General features: G+C 60.5%; 15 protein-coding genes and 1 pseudogene. 6 read left to right on the top strand and 10 right to left on the bottom strand.

Translation table 11 applies throughout. The annotated features are described in order from the left end of the window. Positions 1-59 precede the first annotated feature (59 nt). Positions 60-536: a bacteriohemerythrin gene (locus tag AAAB16_RS26105; RefSeq protein ID WP_340665987.1), complete on the top strand. Its 477-nt coding sequence runs from the start codon at positions 60-62 to the stop codon at positions 534-536. Positions 537-631: 95 nt separating this feature from the next. Then, entirely contained in the window at positions 632-1,003 is a 372-nt protein-coding gene (locus AAAB16_RS26110) for a glutathione S-transferase N-terminal domain-containing protein (protein ID WP_340665988.1), read from the top strand. A 37-nt stretch (positions 1,004-1,040) separates the two neighbouring features. Here the strand turns inward: AAAB16_RS26110 and AAAB16_RS26115 are convergent, their stop codons facing one another. From AAAB16_RS26115 to AAAB16_RS26125, 3 genes and pseudogenes are all read right to left on the bottom strand, one after another. After that, positions 1,041-1,271 carry a zf-HC2 domain-containing protein gene (locus AAAB16_RS26115; RefSeq protein ID WP_340665989.1) on the bottom strand — a complete coding sequence of 77 codons (231 nt, stop codon included), beginning with the start codon at positions 1,269-1,271 and terminating at the stop codon, positions 1,041-1,043. Continuing rightward, entirely contained in the window at positions 1,265-1,876 is a 612-nt protein-coding gene (locus AAAB16_RS26120) for an RNA polymerase sigma factor (RefSeq protein ID WP_340665990.1), read from the bottom strand. The genes AAAB16_RS26115 and AAAB16_RS26120 overlap by 7 nt, the downstream gene beginning before the upstream one ends. Before the next feature lie 3 nt (positions 1,877-1,879). Then, a pseudogene (locus AAAB16_RS26125) lies at positions 1,880-3,001 on the bottom strand (beta-ketoacyl-ACP synthase III). Positions 3,002-3,280: 279 nt separating this feature from the next. Here AAAB16_RS26125 and AAAB16_RS26130 point away from each other — a divergent pair. The 4 genes from AAAB16_RS26130 to AAAB16_RS26145 all read left to right on the top strand — a co-directional run bounded on the left by AAAB16_RS26130 (position 3,281) and on the right by AAAB16_RS26145 (position 8,678). Then, positions 3,281-4,636: a serine hydrolase gene (locus tag AAAB16_RS26130; RefSeq protein WP_340665991.1), complete on the top strand. Its 1,356-nt coding sequence runs from the start codon at positions 3,281-3,283 to the stop codon at positions 4,634-4,636. A gap of 302 nt (positions 4,637-4,938) precedes the next feature. After that, the gene (locus AAAB16_RS26135; protein ID WP_340665992.1) at positions 4,939-5,685 is read left to right on the top strand and encodes a gluconate 2-dehydrogenase subunit 3 family protein; all 747 of its coding nucleotides are present in this window, start codon (positions 4,939-4,941) and stop codon (positions 5,683-5,685) included. 6 nt (positions 5,686-5,691) lie between these two features. Next, complete coding sequence (locus AAAB16_RS26140; protein ID WP_340665993.1) at positions 5,692-7,455, top strand: GMC family oxidoreductase; 1,764 nt, start codon at positions 5,692-5,694, stop codon at positions 7,453-7,455. Further along, on the top strand, positions 7,452-8,678 hold the full coding sequence (locus tag AAAB16_RS26145; protein ID WP_340665994.1) for a cytochrome c: 1,227 nt from the start codon (positions 7,452-7,454) through the stop codon (positions 8,676-8,678). The genes AAAB16_RS26140 and AAAB16_RS26145 overlap by 4 nt, the downstream gene beginning before the upstream one ends. A gap of 187 nt (positions 8,679-8,865) precedes the next feature. Here the strand turns inward: AAAB16_RS26145 and AAAB16_RS26150 are convergent, their stop codons facing one another. From AAAB16_RS26150 to AAAB16_RS26180, 7 genes are all read right to left on the bottom strand, one after another. Beyond that, complete coding sequence (locus AAAB16_RS26150; protein ID WP_340665995.1) at positions 8,866-11,958, bottom strand: error-prone DNA polymerase; 3,093 nt, start codon at positions 11,956-11,958, stop codon at positions 8,866-8,868. Continuing rightward, positions 11,955-13,382, bottom strand: coding sequence for a DNA polymerase Y family protein (locus tag AAAB16_RS26155; RefSeq protein ID WP_340665996.1), 1,428 nt, complete (start codon positions 13,380-13,382; stop codon positions 11,955-11,957). The genes AAAB16_RS26150 and AAAB16_RS26155 overlap by 4 nt, the downstream gene beginning before the upstream one ends. A 7-nt stretch (positions 13,383-13,389) precedes the next feature. Continuing rightward, complete coding sequence (imuA, locus tag AAAB16_RS26160; RefSeq protein WP_340665997.1) at positions 13,390-14,040, bottom strand: translesion DNA synthesis-associated protein ImuA; 651 nt, start codon at positions 14,038-14,040, stop codon at positions 13,390-13,392. Positions 14,041-14,258: 218 nt separating this feature from the next. Beyond that, positions 14,259-14,723: a glycine zipper 2TM domain-containing protein gene (locus AAAB16_RS26165; RefSeq protein WP_340665998.1), complete on the bottom strand. Its 465-nt coding sequence runs from the start codon at positions 14,721-14,723 to the stop codon at positions 14,259-14,261. A gap of 113 nt (positions 14,724-14,836) precedes the next feature. Next, positions 14,837-15,484 carry a pyridoxamine 5'-phosphate oxidase gene (gene pdxH, locus AAAB16_RS26170; protein WP_340665999.1) on the bottom strand — a complete coding sequence of 216 codons (648 nt, stop codon included), beginning with the start codon at positions 15,482-15,484 and terminating at the stop codon, positions 14,837-14,839. Between the two features lie 37 nt (positions 15,485-15,521). After that, a complete protein-coding gene (locus AAAB16_RS26175; RefSeq protein WP_340666000.1) occupies positions 15,522-16,451 on the bottom strand; it encodes an OmpA family protein in 930 nt (309 codons plus the stop codon). 192 nt (positions 16,452-16,643) lie between these two features. Then, a partial coding sequence (locus AAAB16_RS26180; protein WP_340666001.1) for a serine hydrolase domain-containing protein occupies positions 16,644-17,399 on the bottom strand: 756 nt, incomplete at its 5' end.

Genomic DNA, 17,399 nt, shown 5'->3' on the forward strand with positions numbered 1-17,399 from the left:
CACTAGCCTTGGCCCATCCGCTCGCATGCAGTCGAGCAACACGCTAAGGACGCACCCTCATGGCCTACCTAGTCTGGCAAGACGACCTCGATACCGGCATTCAAATCATCGACGACCAACACAAGCGCATCGTCGCCATGATCAATCTGTTAATCCACGCCAACGAAAACGACCATAGCCGCGAAGAACTGGGTGAAGTGCTCGGCGAATTGGTGGACTACACCCTCTCCCACTTCGCCTTTGAGGAAGCGTTGCTGGAAGAAGCCGGCTACGCCTTTACCCGTCCGCACAAGCGCGTGCATGAAATCTTCACCGCGCGCGTCAGCGAGTTCAACATGCGCTTCCAGGCCGGCGAAGACGTGACTCAGGAACTGATCAACCTGCTGTCGCGCTGGCTGTTCAACCACATCCGTAATGACGACAAGGCCTATGCGCAAACGGTGAAAAACAATATCAAGCACCTGGTGGACGACACCCACAACACCGGCTGGTTTTCCCGTTCATTCAAACGCATATTTGGGCACGCCCACGCCTGACCGGCGGTTGCGGCAAATGCGCCCAGGCCAGAGCTTGGGCGCCCGCATTCAGGTAAGCTGCCGCCCTCGAATTTTCCGCCGCAGAGGGTGTTCCAGTGCTTATCAAAGCGTTGCGGGTTGGCTTGGGCCAGCTCATCGTGTTTATCGACTTCATCACCCGTCCGCGCAAACAAAAGCGCACGCCTGAGGCCCAGGCTCAAGTGGCTCAAGCCACCTCCGGCATGGCCTTGTACCAATTCCACGCTTGCCCGTTCTGCGTGCGCACCCGCCGCACCATGCACCGCCTGAACCTGCCGATTGCCCTGCGCGATGCCAAGAACGACGAACAGCATCGGCAAACGCTGCTGGCCGAGGGTGGCGCGATCAAAGTGCCTTGCCTGCGAATAGACGAGAACGGCAAGACCACCTGGATGTACGAATCCAAGTTGATCATGAAGTATTTGGAAGAGCGCTTCGCCACCGTCTGAGGCGACTTCGCAGGGTGCACACAGCGCACTCTACGGTTTAACGACCCTGCTGAACGTCGGCCAGGCGCTTGGCTAAGCTGTCCAGCTCAGGAATAGGCGCATCAGGAAGCTTACGTAACACCACCTGTGTCATACGCATCTGCCGGATAAAGCGCCGGCAATTGCGGCAACTGGCCAAGTGCATGCGCACGGCAATGCGTTGCCGCAAGCGTAATTGCCCGTCGAGAAAATCACTTGAATTGGCGACCAATTCCTTACAACTCAGCAATGTCCCGTCCTCTCAAAATGCTCCAGGGTAGCGAACACCTTTAGCCGTGCGCGGTGTAGTAAAACTCTGACGTTAGAGAGAGAAATATCCAGAAGATTACAAATCTCCTCCAATTCCAAGCCCTGCCGTTCGCGCAGGTTCAGTACGCTGCCTTGCAATTCGGACAAACTGGCCAAGGTTTTTTCCAAACACTCGCGTAATTCTTCCTCAGTCAGCAAGGCGTCGGGCGAGTCCTGGTGCCAGGCGTGGGGTGCCAGCAGCCAGTGGCCATCTTCGGCAAAACGGTCATCACCGATGCTGCCGTGGGGCGAGGGAATATCGTCCAGCAGCACTTCGCGGCGGTTTTGTTTAAGGCGGCTTTTGGCGGTGTTGGCGGTGATGGTCAGCAGCCAGGTCTTCAGGCTTGAACGGCCTTGGAACCCAGCCAGGTTGCGTACCACCGCCAGCCAGGCGTCCTGTACCACTTCATCGGCATTGCGGCTGCCAACAATGGCGTAGGCCACCGCGCGCATCGCCCCTTGGTAGGTGGCGACCAGCTCGCGATAGGCCTGCTGCTCGCCGGCCAACAGGCGCGGCAGCAGCTCGGCGTCGAGCGGTGCACTCATGGATTAATGCTTGCGCAGAATCACGCTACCGATGGAGTAACCGGCACCAAACGAGCTGAGTACACCCAGCGCGCCGCTTGGCAGGTCGTCCTGGTTTTTGTGGAAGGCGATTACCGAACCAGCCGAACTGGTGTTGGCGTAGGTGTCGAGGATCACCGGCGCTTCGTCCGGCAGTGCATCGCGGCCCAGCAGCTTTTTGGTGATCAGCAGGTTCATGCTTAGGTTGGCCTGGTGCAGCCAGAAGCGCTTCACATCAGACACCTGAATGTCGTTGGCAGCCAGGTGCTCGCCCACCAGCTCGGCGACCATTGGGCAGACGTCGCGGAATACCTTGCGGCCTTCCTGCACAAACAGCTTGTCACGGGCACCAACGCCCTCTTCCGCCGCGCGGTTGAGGAAGCCAAAGTTGTTGCGGATGTTATTGGAGAACGAGGTCAGCAGCTTGGTGCCGACGATATCGAACTGGTACTGGGAGGTGGCCAGATCGGCACGCTCAACCAGCACAGCGGTAGCGGCGTCACAGAAAATAAAGTTCCTTTAGCGGTCGCGGAAGTTCAGGTGGCCGGTACAGATTTCCGGGCTTACCACCAGAATCGCGCGGGCTTGGCCGAGCTGGATGTTCTGCGTGGCGGCCTGAATGCCGAACGTGGCCGAGGAACAGGCGACGTTCATGTCATAGGCGAAACCGGTGATACCCAGTGCGGCTTGCACTTCGATGGCAACCGCTGGGTAGGCACGTTCGAGGTTGGAGCAGGCGACAATCACGCCATCAACATCGGCGGCAGTTTTACCAGCACGTTGCAGGGCCTGTTCGGCAGCCGCCACGCCCATCTGGCAGAGAATGCCCCACTCTTCATTGGAGCGCTCTGGCAGGCGCGGCGTCATGCGTTGTGGGTCGAGGATGCCTTCTTTGTTCATCACAAAGCGGCTTTTAATGCCGGAGGCTTTTTCGATAAAGGCGCTGCTGGATTCGCTCAGGGCTTCAACTTCACCGCTCTCGATGGCGGCCGCATTGTCGGCGTTGAATTGCCGCACGTAGGTATTAAAGGACTCCACCAGCTCTTCGTTGGAAATGCTGTTTGCCGGGGTATACAGGCCGGTACCGCTGATGACGACGTTATACACGGTCGATCCTCTTTAGCGCTTTATTGATCGGAATGGCGGCTATTGTGCCCGAAATGGGTGACAAATCCCCAGCGATACCCGCTGACGTTCGTCAGCGCAGAGAAGACACACCGCCCTACAGCCTCTTCCTTACAGACAAAACCCTGGGAATACGCCCGCGCTTACACAGAAACGTCGCCTTAGTCTGACGCGCCCGCCATGGTTGACTGGCTCACAGTAACAACGCTGATGCGCCGCCATCGTCGTTGCTAGAGCCATGTATTGAGCGAGGGACAGGCCATGACCGAGCACGAAAAAAACCTCAACCGCCGCCAGTTGCTCAAAGCCTCTGCCGTTGCCCTGGCAGCGGGCGCCGCCGCAGGCACTCAGGCCATGTCCGCTTGGGGTATTTCCAGCAACCCGAATAACACAGGCTACAAAGGCTTCAGCACTTACCCGCAGGACTGGTTGGAAAAAATCCGCAATGAAGTCAGTTTTTCCGTGGCCAGCGGCCTGCCGGGTGCGGTGATCGCCATTCAGTTAGAGGGTCAACAGGTGCTATTGGAGGCCCACGGCTACCAACGCCTGTACAACCAGACCGCGTTGATGCCAGTGCCGCAACCGATGCGCGAGGACACCCTCTTCGACCTTGCCTCACTCACCAAAATATTCTCGACCACCCTGGCCTTTATGCGCCTGGTGGACGCTCAACAGGTCAATATCGACGACCCTGTGAGTAAATACCTGCCCACCTTCAGCGGCGGGGATAAAGCCAAGGTCACCTTACGGTTGCTGATGCAACATCGCTCCGGGCTGCCATCGTCGTACCACTTCTACGACCCCACGCAAGTGCCCTCCAGCTTCTATTCTCAGGACCGCGCGAAAACCTGCAGCCTGTTACCACTCCTGCCGCTGCGAAGCACACCCGATACGGTCACGGTTTACAGCGACATCAATTTCGCCCTGCTGGGGCTTATTCTGGAAAAAGTCAGCGGGCTACGTCAGGACCGTTACGTTCAGACGTTCATCTACGATCCGCTGGGCTTGAAACACACCGGCTACCGGTTGCTGCAACGTGGAATTGCCAAGGATCGCTTCGAAGCCACCGAGCGGTGCGGCAACACCCGTGATGGGCGTGTGTGGTTCCCCAACATCCGCACCACAACGATTCAAGGCGAGGTGCAAGACGAGCTGGCGTATTACTCGATGGGGCAGATCTCTGGGCACGCGGGGCTGTTTTCCACCGCCGCGGATTTAACCCTACTGAGCCAACTGCTGCTCAACGGCGGAACCTTAGGCAGCTATCGCCTGTGCTCGGCACAAACCGTCGCGCTATTCACGCAAACCCTCAGCAAAGACGGCAGTTATGCCTTGGGTTTCCAAATACCCACCAGCGCTACCACGCTGATTTATGGCCAATTGCTGCCAGAGGCAGGCAAAGCCGTGGCCCATACCGGCTGGACGGGCAAGTGCGTGGTGATCGACTTCACCCACAAATCGACCTTTCTGCTGCTCAACAATAAAAAACACAGCCCCGTCATAGGCATGCCCAATCAGAACTTCAACCACTTCACCGCCGACTTGCTCCCCAGCTCCATCTACGGCGGTACGGTGCAGTTGTTCTATGCCGGACTGCTGACCTCGATATTCGGGTAAAGCCGGCGCGCGCTCTAGCACGGGATTGTTACGGATTTCGCAATAGATATTTACCCGTGTAAAACCTGCAACATTTTGTCACACGCCCTACTCTAAAAAGGCGCGTGGACTAGACGAACGCGGATAACGCCTTGCCGTTAATCCGCCCTGGGGCCCCAAACGGCCACCTCTCGCAACCCGCTCAGCTCGTTTGGCCGCAGGCCAGGCCCGCTAAAACAACCGTGATCTGAATACGCCCGCCGTGCCCGTTTCGCCGCGCTCTTAGCCGCAGCGAAAGGCATGCCTGGCGTCAGGAGCCCTGCATGACTGAGCAATCCAAAGGCCTCACCCGGCGGCAGCTGTTAAAAACCTCCGCCACCACCCTGGCCGCTGGCGCCGCCGCCAGCGCCTCAGCGGCCACCGTAGTCGGTACGCCCAAATGGCTGCCCTTCGACCACAACGGTCCCCTGCACTACGAGAGCAAAGGCTGGCAGTTTTTTACCGCCGAAGAAGCGCTTGAAGTAGAAGCCATCGTCGAACAGCTGATTCCGGCAGACGAGCTAAGCGTCAGTGGCAAAGACGCCGGTTGCGCGGTGTTTATCGACCGCCAACTGGTTAGCGACTACGGCGACTTCGGCCGCCTGTATATGGAAGGCCCGTTTACCCCCGGCACCCCGGCGCAGGCCGACCAATCGCCGCTGGTGCCGCGCGAGCGCTACCGCATCGGCCTGGCTGCCTTGAGCAAGTACTGCCAAGGCAAATTCCAGAAAAACTTCAGCGCCCTGGCCCCCGCCGAGCGCGACCAAGTGCTGACCGATCTGGAAAAAGGCGCCATCAGCCTTGAAGGCATCGAGGCCAAAGCGTTCTTCCAGCAAGTACTGGACAACACCATGGAAGGCTTCTTTGCCGACCCCATCTACGGCGGCAACCGCGACATGGTCTCGTGGAAAATGATCGGTTTTCCCGGCGCCCGCTACGACTACCGCGACTACATCGGGCTGCATAACCAGAAGCTGGACCTGACGCCGATTTCCATCATCGGCAGCTCCGCCTGGACCAAGAAGGGTTAAACACACATGGCTAAAAAATTACCTTCCACCGACGTTGTAGTCGTTGGCCTGGGTTGGGCGGGCTCGATCATCGCCAAAGAACTGGCTGACACCGGCCTCAACGTGATCGGCTTCGAACGCGGCCCATGGCGCGACACCGCCAAAGACTTCAACCTGGCTTCCGCTACCGACGAGTTGCGCTACAACCGTCGCCAGGAACTGATGCTGCGTACCAAGCAGAACACGTGCACCATGCGTAACAAAGAGTCGGAAACCGCCCTACCGATGCGCACCTGGGGCTCGTTTCACCCCGGCAACGGCACGGGCGGCGCCGGTAACCACTGGGCCGGTATTACCTTCCGTTTCCAGCCCACCGAGTTCCGCCTGCACAGCTACCTGACCGAACGCTACGGCAAAGAACTGCCCGCCGAGCTGACCCTGCAAGACTGGGGCACCACCTGGGAAGAAATGGAGCCGCACTACGACGCCTTTGAGCGTCTGGCGGGTGTTTCCGGTAAGGCCGGCAACCTCAACGGCACCATCGTTGAAGGCGGTAACCCCTTCGAAGGCGCACGCTCCAAGGAATTCCCCAACCCGCCGACCAAGCAAACCTACGCGCCGACGCTGTTTGCCGAAGCGGCGAAAAACCTTGGCTACAAACCGTTCCCGGTGCCTTCTGCACTGGCTTCGCAGCCCTACACCAACCAGTACGGTGTGACCATGGGGCCGTGCACCTTCTGCGGCTTCTGCACCAACTACGGCTGCGCCAACTACTCCAAGGCCAGCGCCATTGTGAACGTGCTGCCGGCGCTGATTCGCCAGCCTAACTTCACCGCGAAAACCAATTCCGAAGTGCTCAAAGTCACCATGGACAGCACCGGCACCCGCGCCACCGGCATTATTTATGTCGACTCCAGCGGCCAGGAATGGGAACAGCCGGCCGAGATCGTGGTAGTGGCGGCGTTTATTTTTGAAAACGTGCGCTTGATGCTGCTCTCCGGCGTGGGCGAGCCGTACAACCCGATCACCAACACCGGCACCACCGGGCGCAACTACGCCTACCAGACCGCCAACAGCGTGAAGATGTTTTTCAACGACAAAAACTTCAACCCGTTTATTGGTGGCGGTGCCATCGGCATGGGCATCGACGAGTTCAACAACGACAACTTCGACCACTCAGGTTTAGGCTTTGTCGGCGGCGGCAGCACACGGGTAACGCCGATTGGCGCAGCGCCTATCGACTCGCGCTCCACGCCACCAGGCACCCCCGCCTGGGGCTCGAAGTGGAAAAAAGCCACGGTTGATAACTACCTCAGCACCATGTCTATCGGTTGCGAAGCCAGCAGCTACTCCACGCGCAACAACTACCTGTCGCTGGACCCCAACTACAAAGACCCGCACGGGCGGCCGCTGCTGCGCATTACCTTCGACTTCCCCGAGAACGACCTGAAAATGGCGCAGTACGTCACCAACAAAGTGGTGGAAATCGCCAAGACCATGAACCCTCGCGAGATGGTCCCCGCCCCGCGCAAAGGCCCGTGGGCCAACACCTCGTACCAGTCTTCGCACATTGTTGGCGGCTTTATCATGGGTGCCGATCCAAAGAACAGTTCGGTGAACAAGCACTTGCAAGTCTGGGGTGTGCCCAATCTGTTTGTGGTCGGCTCTTCCGCTTTTCCGCAAAACCCCGGCTACAACCCGACCGGCACCGTGGGCGCCTTGGCGTTCAAGGCGGCAGATGCAATCAAACGGCTTTATCTGCAACGCCCAGGGGAGATGATCAGCGTATGAAGACTCTTCTTTCCCTAAGTGCTGCCACCCTGCTCGGCCTGGCCATGCAAAGCGTGCACGCTGACGCCGGCTCCGACTCTTACAACATGGTGGAAAAAGGTCGCTACCTGACGGTGCTCGGCGACTGCACCGCCTGCCATACCGTGCCCGGCAAGCCGGCGTTCTCCGGTGGCGTGGCGATTGAAACGCCGTTCGGCAAACTGGTCGGCGCCAATATCACCCCCGACCCGGACACGGGCCTGGGCAAGTGGAACTTCGATGACTTCCAAAAAGTCATGTCCGAAGGCCACAGCAAGGGTGGCAAACGCCTGTACGGCGCCATGCCGTTTACCGCGTACACCAAGGTATTGAAGGAAGATAACCAGGCAATCTGGGCCTACCTGCAAACCCTGGAGCCGGTAAACAACCCGGTGGAAAGCAACCAACTGCCCTTCCCCTTCAACGTGCGCCTGAGCCTGATGGGCTGGAACATGCTGAACTTTACCCAAGGCGAATTCGTGCCCAGCGCGGACAAATCGGCGCAATGGAACCGTGGCGCGTATCTGGTCGAAGGCCTTGGCCACTGCGGCACCTGCCACACGCCGAAAAACCTGATTGGCGGCGACAAGAACGACAACTTCCTCGCCGGTGCCAACCTGCAAGGCTGGATCGCCCCGGACATCACCGCCAACGCCCACAGCGGCATTGGTCAGTGGAGTAACGAGGACATCGTGCAGTACCTGAAAACCGGCGCCAACCGCTTCGACATTGCCTCCGGGCCGATGGCCGAAGCGGTGGAAAACTCCACCCAACACTGGAAAGACGAAGACCTGCTGGCCGTGGCGGTTTACCTCAAAGACGGCAAAGCCGCCGAGCCGGCACCGCAACCGATAGCAGCGGATAACGCAGCGATGGTCGCCGGTAAAGCGATCTACGCCGACCGCTGTTCCGCCTGCCACGTCGGCAACGGCGAAGGGGTGACCACCCTCTTCCCGAAACTGGCTGCTGCACCGCTGGTAAACAGCAGCGACCCAACCTCGCTGATTCGCGTGGTGTTGGCCGGTAGCCGTGCCGGTGGTACGCAAGCAGCGCCAACCGCGCCGGCCATGCCGTCGTTCGCCTGGAACTTAAGCGACGACAATATTGCCGACGTGCTCACCTATGTGCGCAACACCTGGGGTAATGCCGCCCCGGCAGTAACGGCCGGGGAAGTGGCGAATTTGCGTGAGGATTTAGCCGAGTAACCCGAAGACAACGGGTGTATGGAAATGTGGCTGACGTAGGGTGTGTTGTGCGCACCTAGCGATTTATGAGTGATCGCAATGGTGCGCGCTGCGCATCCTACGAGATCAAAGGCCGCGACGTGCCCGTAGGGTGTGCTGTGCGCACCTAGCGATTTATGGGCGATCGCAATGGTGCGCGCAGCGCACCCTACTTGAAGTCACGGCTACTCACGTCCAAGCCACTGAGCAACGGCGTTAGGTCGTGCAAGCGTTTGGCAATCAAATGCTGCACACCGTCTTTGGCTTCCAGTTTGCCTTCCACTTGCAGCAGGCTGGCGCCCACCAATACCCGCCGTTGCCGCTCTGCCAGCTCATTCCACACCACCACATTGACCATGCCGAATTCGTCTTCGAGGGTGACAAAAATCACCCCGCTGGCGGTCTGTGGGCGCTGGCGGCCTCTGACCAGGCCGGCGATGCGTACGGGGCTGCCGTCTTCTGCAAGTGTTAGTTCCAGCGAGCTGCGGCAGCGACGCTTACGCAGTTCGGCGCGCAGCAGGCTTAGTGGGTGCGGGCCAAGGGTGGTGCCAAGGGTGGCGTAATCCACCCAGACGTTTTCGCCCACGCTTGGCGCCGGCAGTGCCACGCACTCTTCGGTGGGCGGCAAATCGACAAACAACGGCGCCTGCTCCTGCACGCCAGCTACCGCCCAGCGCGCGTTATGCCGATGCCCGGCCAAGCTACTAAGGGCGCCGGCGTCGGCGAGCAATTCGCGGGCGCGGTTGTCCAGGCGCGCGCGTTGGATAAGGTCGGTCACCCCCGTAAACGGGCGGGCTGCCGCAATGCGTTGGGCATCCTCCTGGCGAAAACCTTTGAGCATGCGCAGCCCTAAACGAATCGCTGGGTCGCCATGGCACTGTGGGTCACCAGCGGCAAACTCCAGGGTGCAGTCCCAGTCGCTGGCCTGCACATCCACGGCACGGGTTTCGATTTTATGCCGACGGGCGTCCTGCAGCAGTTGGTCGGGGCTGTAAAAGCCCATGGGCCAGCTGTTGATCAAGGCGCAGGTAAAGGCGGCCGGTTCATGGCATTTCAACCAGCAACTGGCGTAGGTGAGCAAGGCAAAACTGGCGGCGTGGGATTCGGGAAAGCCGTAGCTGCCAAAGCCTTTGATCTGCTCGAAAATCCGCGCGGCAAATTCGGCGGTATAGCCCCGTTCGAGCATGCCGTCGGTCAAGCGCTGGCGATGGTGTTCCAAGCCGCCGTGGCGCTTCCAGGCGGCCATGGAGCGACGTAATTGGTCGGACTCACCGGGGGTATAACCAGCCGCTACCACCGCCAGCTCCATCACCTGTTCCTGAAACAGCGGCACGCCAAGGGTGCGCTCGAACACTGCTTTCAAGGCCTCCGAGGGATAGCTCACCTCCTCCTCTTTGTTTCGCCGGCGCAAGTAGGGATGAACCATATCGCCCTGGATCGGCCCCGGGCGGACGATGGCCACTTGAATCACCAAATCGTAAAACGTCTTCGGCCGCAGGCGCGGCAGCATGGCCATTTGCGCCCGCGATTCAATCTGGAACACGCCAATGGTGTCGGCGCGGCTGATCATGGCGTAGGTGGCCGGGTCTTCAGCGGGGATAGTGGCCAAGCTCCATTCCCGGCGCCGGTGGTAGAGAATCAAATCAAAGGTGCGGCGAATGGCGCTAAGCATGCCCAAGGCGAGGATATCCACCTTGAGCAGGTCCATCAGGTCAAGGTCATCCTTGTCCCACTGAATAATGGTGCGCTCGGCCATGGCGGCATTTTCCACCGGCACCAGGGTGTGCAGCGGCTGCTCGGAAATCACAAAACCGCCGGGGTGCTGGGACAGATGGCGGGGAAAACCAATCAACTCGCCTGCCAGGGTGAGTACCCGACGTAATTCGGGCAAGGTTGGGTCAAAACCGGCTTCGCGGATGTCATCCAGCTGCGGACCGTCTTTGCTCCAGCGCCCGCAGCAGTCGGCCAACGCGTTGATCTGATCGGACGGCAGGCCAAGGGCGCGGCCGACGTCGCGGATCGCCCCAGCACTGTGGTAGGTGCTGACCACAGCGGTCAGCGCGGCGCGGCTGCGGCCGTAGCGATGGAAGATGTACTGCAGCACTTCTTCGCGGCGGTCGTGCTCGAAATCGACGTCGATATCCGGCGGCTCTTTGCGCTCTTTGGAAAGAAAGCGCTCAAACAACAACGGGGTGCCGGGGCGTGCGGGGTCGAGTTCGGTAATGCCCAGCACAAAACATATCGCCGAGTTGGCCGCAGAACCCCGCCCCTGGCAGAGAATTTTCTGCTTTCGGGCAAATTCGACGATGTCATACACGGTCAGAAAATAGCTCTCGTATTGCAGCTCGGAAATGATCGCCAGCTCCCGAGCAATCTGCCCTTGGACTTTTTCCGATACCCCTTGAGGCCAGCGCTTGTGCATGCCCTCTTCGGCCAACTGCCTTAGCCATGAGGACGCTGTATGCCCGATTGGCACCAACTCATGGGGGTATTGGTAGTCCAGCTCCTCTTTCAGGTTAAAGGTGCAGCGCGCAGCGATGGTCAAGGTTTCCGCCAGCAACGCCGGGGGATAGAGCTCGGCCAAGGTGTGCAACGGCCGCAGGTGCCGCTCGCCATTGGCAAACAAGCGATAGCCCGCCTCCGCCACCGTGCAGTGATGGCGGATAGCGGTCATGGTGTCTTGCAAAGCGCGGCGACCGCGGGCGTGCATATGCACATCGCCACTGGCCACGGCGGCAATGCCCTGGCGCTCGGCCAAGGCCAGCAACTGTTGCAGACGCCGGTCATCGTCGGGGCCATGGTGCAATTCCACGGCTAACCACAGCGCCTGGGGAAACCGCGTGCGCAGCCAGGCGCCCTGTTCCTCCACATCACTCTGCAGATCTGCCAGCCACAGCGCACAGAGACCATCAAGCGGTGTATCGAAGTCTTCGCGCAGCAGGCGGTAGTAGCCTTTTTCACTGCGTCGGCGACCCTGGGTGATCAACCGACACAGGTGCTGGTAGCCGCTGAGGTTTTCCACCAGCAGCACCAGCGTGGGGCCATCTTCCAAGTGGATTTCGCTGCCGATAATCAGCGGCAAATCAGCGTTCAGCGCCGCCTGCCAGGCGCGCACAATGCCAGCCAAGGTGCATTCATCGGTAATCGCCAACGCCTGGTAACCGTGGCGTTTAGCCCGTTCAAACAGCTCAGTGGCGCTGGAGGCGCCGCGCTGAAAACTGAAGTTGCTCAGGCAATGCAGCTCGGCATAGGCGGCGCTCATGAGAACCAGCCTTGCAGCATCAGTGGCCCTGGCTCATCCGTGCTGCTGACGCTGCGATAGGCCCACACCCGCTGGCCGCTGCGGGTCAGCAGCAGGTAATAGTCGCGGCGCACATCACCGCCGTCCCACCAACCGGATTCGATACGCTCGGGGCCGGCGAGAATCTGCGGCGCGCGCTCACGCAGCACTTGGGGCTCGGGCAATAACCAACCGGGACGGGGCGCGTTGACGCCAGGCAGCGCCGGCTTGCTGCTGGCATGTGGCTGCCAGGCGCACTCGGGGCGGTGGTCGGCGTGGGCCTGAATGCCTTGTACCGCTTCGTCGCCCAGGCGTGCGCGCAAGCGTTCACGCAATTGCAGCCAAGGCACCGACTGCTGCGGGCGTTGTTCAAACAGCTCGCGGTGTTCGGGCACAAAGGCCGGCAGGTCTTTGGCCAGCAAGCGCACCGCGCGTACCGGCGAACTCACTTGCACCCGCTCCAGACGACCACGGGCCAGTTCGAACAGCAGGGTCGCCTCGCGCTCAGCGCTGAGCAGGCCAACATCCACCTGGGTATGGACGCCGCCGTCGACATGCTCCAGGTACAAGACAAAGCCCAGCACCCCGCTGTCGCGGCCGGCGAGAAACGCGGCCAAATCGCTGGTCAACCGGCGCAGCGGAAACAGCAGCGCCTGGTGCGACTCCACGTCGAAATTCAGCTCGATACGTAACTCGAAATGTTCAGGCGGCTGGTAGCAATCCAACGCCACTGCCCGCTGACCCAGCAAGCTATCCAGATGCAGCAGCAGGCCGGCGTCAAAGCGTTTGGCCAAGGTATGCCGGGGCAGCGCCAGCACCTGCTGCAATGTGCGCAAGCCCATACGCGTCAGGGCGCTGGCGGTTTTGCTGTCCAGGCCCAGGCGGCTCAACGGCATAGCGCTCAGCACCTGCTGCAGCGCCGCGTTATCGGCCACCGCCAGGCCATCGTAGGCATTGGCCAACATACGCGCCGCCACCGGATTGGGCGCGGCCACCAGGCGATGACGAAAACCCAGGGCGGTCAATTCCGCCCTCAAGCGCGCCTCAAAGCGCGGCCAAGGGCCAAATAAGGCCAGGCTGGACTCGATCTCCAACAGCAACGCGCGCGGGTAACGCAGGCTGACTTGCGAGCTAAAGGAATAGGCCCAGGCCGCGAGAAACTGCTGCAAACGGGCGATGGCACCATGGTCGTATTCCACCTGGGTGAAATCGCGGCTCAGGGCCAGGGCGGTGGTCAGGCTTTGCCCAGGTTTTAAACCCAGCTCGCGAGCAGCGTCATTTACCGCCTGCAATACCCGCCGCTGTGGCGTGCCGCTCACCAGCGCCAGCGGCGCTTGGGGGATGTCGCTGGCACGCAGAACCGCATCCAAGGCCAACTGCGGCAACACAATGCACACCCAACGCATCGCCGCCTCACAACGCCAACGGCATAGGCGCAGCGGGCGCCAAACCGCCACGGCATTTGAGCACGCGCACCTGGGCGGGCTGGGCGTCGATAGCAATACGCAGCGCAGCGGGCGATGGGTTTACCGCTTCGGCGATTGGGCGATAGGCAAAGGCCAGGGTTTGTCCGGTTTCGGCCGCCACCTGCAAACGCCGCAGGGCGCGGTCATCCGCCTGCTGCGGCCAACTCAACACCGCCCCGCAACTGCCCGAACGCAAGCATTGTTCCGTTGCCCACAGCGCCTCGCGCCCTGTGGCCTGGATGATGCTCAACAGACGCAAATCGACACCCGCTGCCAGCCACGCGCGCGGATAAACAAGCCCCGGCGGCGCCACCAACACCACCCGTTCGCCCGCATGAGTAAGGCGCGCCAACGTAGGCCAGAGCAATTGCAACTCGCCTACTCCTGGCGCGGACAGCAGAATTTCACTCAACGCCCCTTCCGGCCAACCGCCGGTTGGCAGTAAGGCGTCCAACGTCGCATGGCCAGTGGCGATATGCCCAACCTGCTGCGGCATAGCTCCGCCCTTCCAGACGCGGCGGCGCTCCAGCAAGGTGGCCAACGAGACGACATTGCCTACCGGACTACTGTCAGCAAGGGTTTGAGGAGTGGGATGCATACTGCAGCTCTGTAGGAAGATTACTGTATAGACATACAGTAAACCTAATCAGGCGAGGGATGGTCAATGCTTTGTAGCGGCGACCGACAAGAGGTTTAAGCACGCTTTCTGGTAGCAGCGAGGTCGCTCAAAACAGAGCGCGCAAAAGTGTTTGATCGACTTTCTCTGCGCACAAAAAAGCCGACCCTGAGGTCGGCTTCTTAGTCACACGCGGTGTATCAATGCGCTACGCGGCTGGTGCCGTTAACCGACATGATGCGAACCCGCTCACCCACACGGAAAATTTCGTTTTCCTGCACTTCCTGCACATAGGCGCGCATGCTGCCGTCGTCTTCACGCACGGTGATTTCCACGCCTTGCGCACGGGTCAGACCTTCTTCGGTCAACGACCCCAACAAGCCACCGGCCACTGCGCCGATTACCGCCGCAACAACGCTACCGCGCCCGCCACCAACAGTGCTACCCGCTACGCCGCCAACCACTGCACCTGCGCCAGCGCCGATTGGGGTTTTGGTGCCTTCGATTTTCACCGGACGCAACGATTCAATGGTGCCCATACGGACGGTTTGCACAGTGCGCGCTTCGTCGCGCGAGTAAGAGTCGCCGGTCAAGCTGGACTGGCAACCGGTCAATGCCAGTGCCGCCATAGTGAACGACGCGACCAACAAAACAGACTTACGCATAACGGTACCTCCGGGGGATGTCTGGCTATTAGACAGCGCCGCTTGGGGGCTGTCACTGCGCCACGCAAGAATAAAATTGGCAGTTGCGCGGCACCTGACCTTCTTCGACCGCTTTAGGGAGCGAGACGCTCGCGCGACCAGTTGCCATTCTCTAGACGATAGTTCAAACGGTCATGCAAGCGGCTCGAACGCCCCTGCCAAAACTCAATGCGCTCGGGTAACAGACGGTAGCCGCCCCAATGCGGTGGGCAGGTGGGCGCCGAATCAAGGAAGCGTCTCTCGGTATCTGCCAACAGTGCCTCCAACTCACTACGGTCAGCGATCACATGACTCTGCGGCGATGCCCACGCACCCAAGCGACTGCCTAACGGGCGCACCTGGAAATAGGCGTCAGACTCTTCGCCACTGACTTTCTCGACCCGCCCTTCGATACGCACTTGGCGCTCCAGGGTGGGCCAGAAAAAGGTCATGGCGGCAAACGGACGCGCCGCCAGCTGCTCGCCCTTGGCGCTGTCGTAGTTGGTGAAAAAGGTGAAGCCTTGCTCGTCCAGCGACTTGAGCAGCAGCACGCGGCAGTGCGGGCGGCCGTCGGCATCCACCGTGGCCAGGGTCATGGCATTGGCTTCGACCGGCGCTTGCTCGGTGCTACGGGCGTCGTCAAACCAGTGTTTGAACAGCGCCAGGGGCTCTGCCGGGGCTTGCGCCTCGGTGAGCCCGTCGCGGGTGTAATCACGGCGCATATCGGCCAGGTTGGCAGTCATCACGCAGCTCCTGAAAAATTAACGGGTGCGGACACGCTTAGTTTTTTGCCTCAGCCGGTTTGTCCGCGCTGGCAGCCTGCACGGGTTTAGTCTGCGCCACCTTGACCGGCGCCGGTTTGCTCGCAGGTTTCTTCGCCGCAACGGCCGGTTTGGCCGCGGTTTTTTTCGCAGCCGGTTTAGCCGCCGTTTTAGCGCCTGGCTTGGCGGCGGTTTTCGCGGCGGGTTTGCTGGCCTTCACCGCTGGAATGGGGTCGTTACGCACCAAGGCTTGGGCTGCCGGAACTGGCGCGGGTTGGGCGTATTTGGCCAACAGCGCGACCATGGTGTCCTGTGGGGTCAGCATGATTTCCACACGGCGGTTCAGTGCACGGCCTTCCGGGCTGTCGTTGGCCGCACGCGGCAGTACCGAACCAAAACCACGCACCATCAAGCGATCATTTTTCAGGCCACTCAAACGGAAAATCGCGGTCACGGCGCGGGCACGTTCCAGGCTCAGTTCGCGGTTGCGGGTTTCTTCGCCCGATGGGTCGGCATGGCCAAGAATTACCACGGCCACTTGCTTGTCACTTTCCACCAACTTGGCAACGCGGGTGATCGGGCCCAGGGTGACCGGCATCAGCATGCTTGGGCGATCCGGGTTAAACGTGGAGTCCACCGGGGCCGAGACCACTAGCAGGTTGTCGCGACGTTCCAACTGGAATTTACTGCCGTCCAACGCGGTACGCAGTTTCGGTTCGTATTGGTCCATCCAGGCCTGGGCAATTTTTGGGTCCGGCGTGGGCGCGGCGGCAGGAGCAGCGGCTTTGTCGTCGCCAAACGGCCACCACCAATGACGGCCGGACTCTGCCTTGGCAGCGCTGGCGACGGCGACTTTGTCGGCGAGGGTTTCAGGTTTTTCCGGGGAAGAGGCACAACCGGCGAGAACAGCACACACAGCAAGAGCAGCAGCAGACTTGATAGGAAACATTGGAACCTCAAAACACAAAAAATAAGTACTCATGAGCCAGTGCGCTCACGCCTTCTACTTTGGAAGGCGCTGTAGCGAGGGCTGGCTCGCGTAGCTGGCTGCTCTAGGGGCAGCCATGGCGACGGTGACGCGCAAGAGGTAAATCAGCTGGTGAACCCCCAAGGCTCACTCCCCAATACAGCGACTGAAAAACTACAGGCATTGACCAAGCGTGCGGGCCAACTTCTGCGCCCGTGGGTCCATCAATACGTACGGGCCCAAGGTGTTGGTAACAAAGCCAAAAGCAACCTTACACGCAGGATCGGCGAAACCGATAGAACCGCCCGCGCCGGGATGACCAAAGGCACCTGGCCCCAAGCCATAGGTAGCGTTGGGCACGTCTGGCTGGTCGAGCATACAGCCCAGGCCAAAACGGGTTTGCGTGAGCAGGGTTTTATCCTCACCCACGCTATGTTCACGGGTCAGTTCGGCCAGCAGTTCGCTTTCCAGCAAGCTGCCATCCAATAGGCCGCTATAGAAACCCGCCAGGCTGCGCGCAGTGCCATGGCCGTTGGCCGCAGGCTGCTGCATACGACGCCATTCGGGCTTATTGGTGCTGGTCATGATTGACGGCGGGTTGGCAAATGCACGGGTGGTCATGGACGCCGGCTCGCTCATCATGGTTTTCAGCAGGCGCTGGGCCGAGGCATCGCCGAAGTTGCCTTTAGCGCGGGAAATCTCCGCAACGCGGTAGAACTCCTCATCGGCCAAGCCCACGTGAAAATCCAGGCCCAGGGGCTTGGCGATACGGGCGACGATCGACTCGCCTGGCCCTTTGCCTTCAACCCGGCGCAATAACTCGCCAACCAGCCAGCCGTAGGTGATGGCCGCATAACCGTGGCCTTCGCCGGGTGTCCACCAGGGCGTTTCCGCGGCCAAAGCTGCGGTCATGGTGTCCCATTGGTACAG

Source organism: Pseudomonas sp., from assembly GCF_037994325.1.
GTDB lineage: Bacteria > Pseudomonadota > Gammaproteobacteria > Pseudomonadales > Pseudomonadaceae > Aquipseudomonas.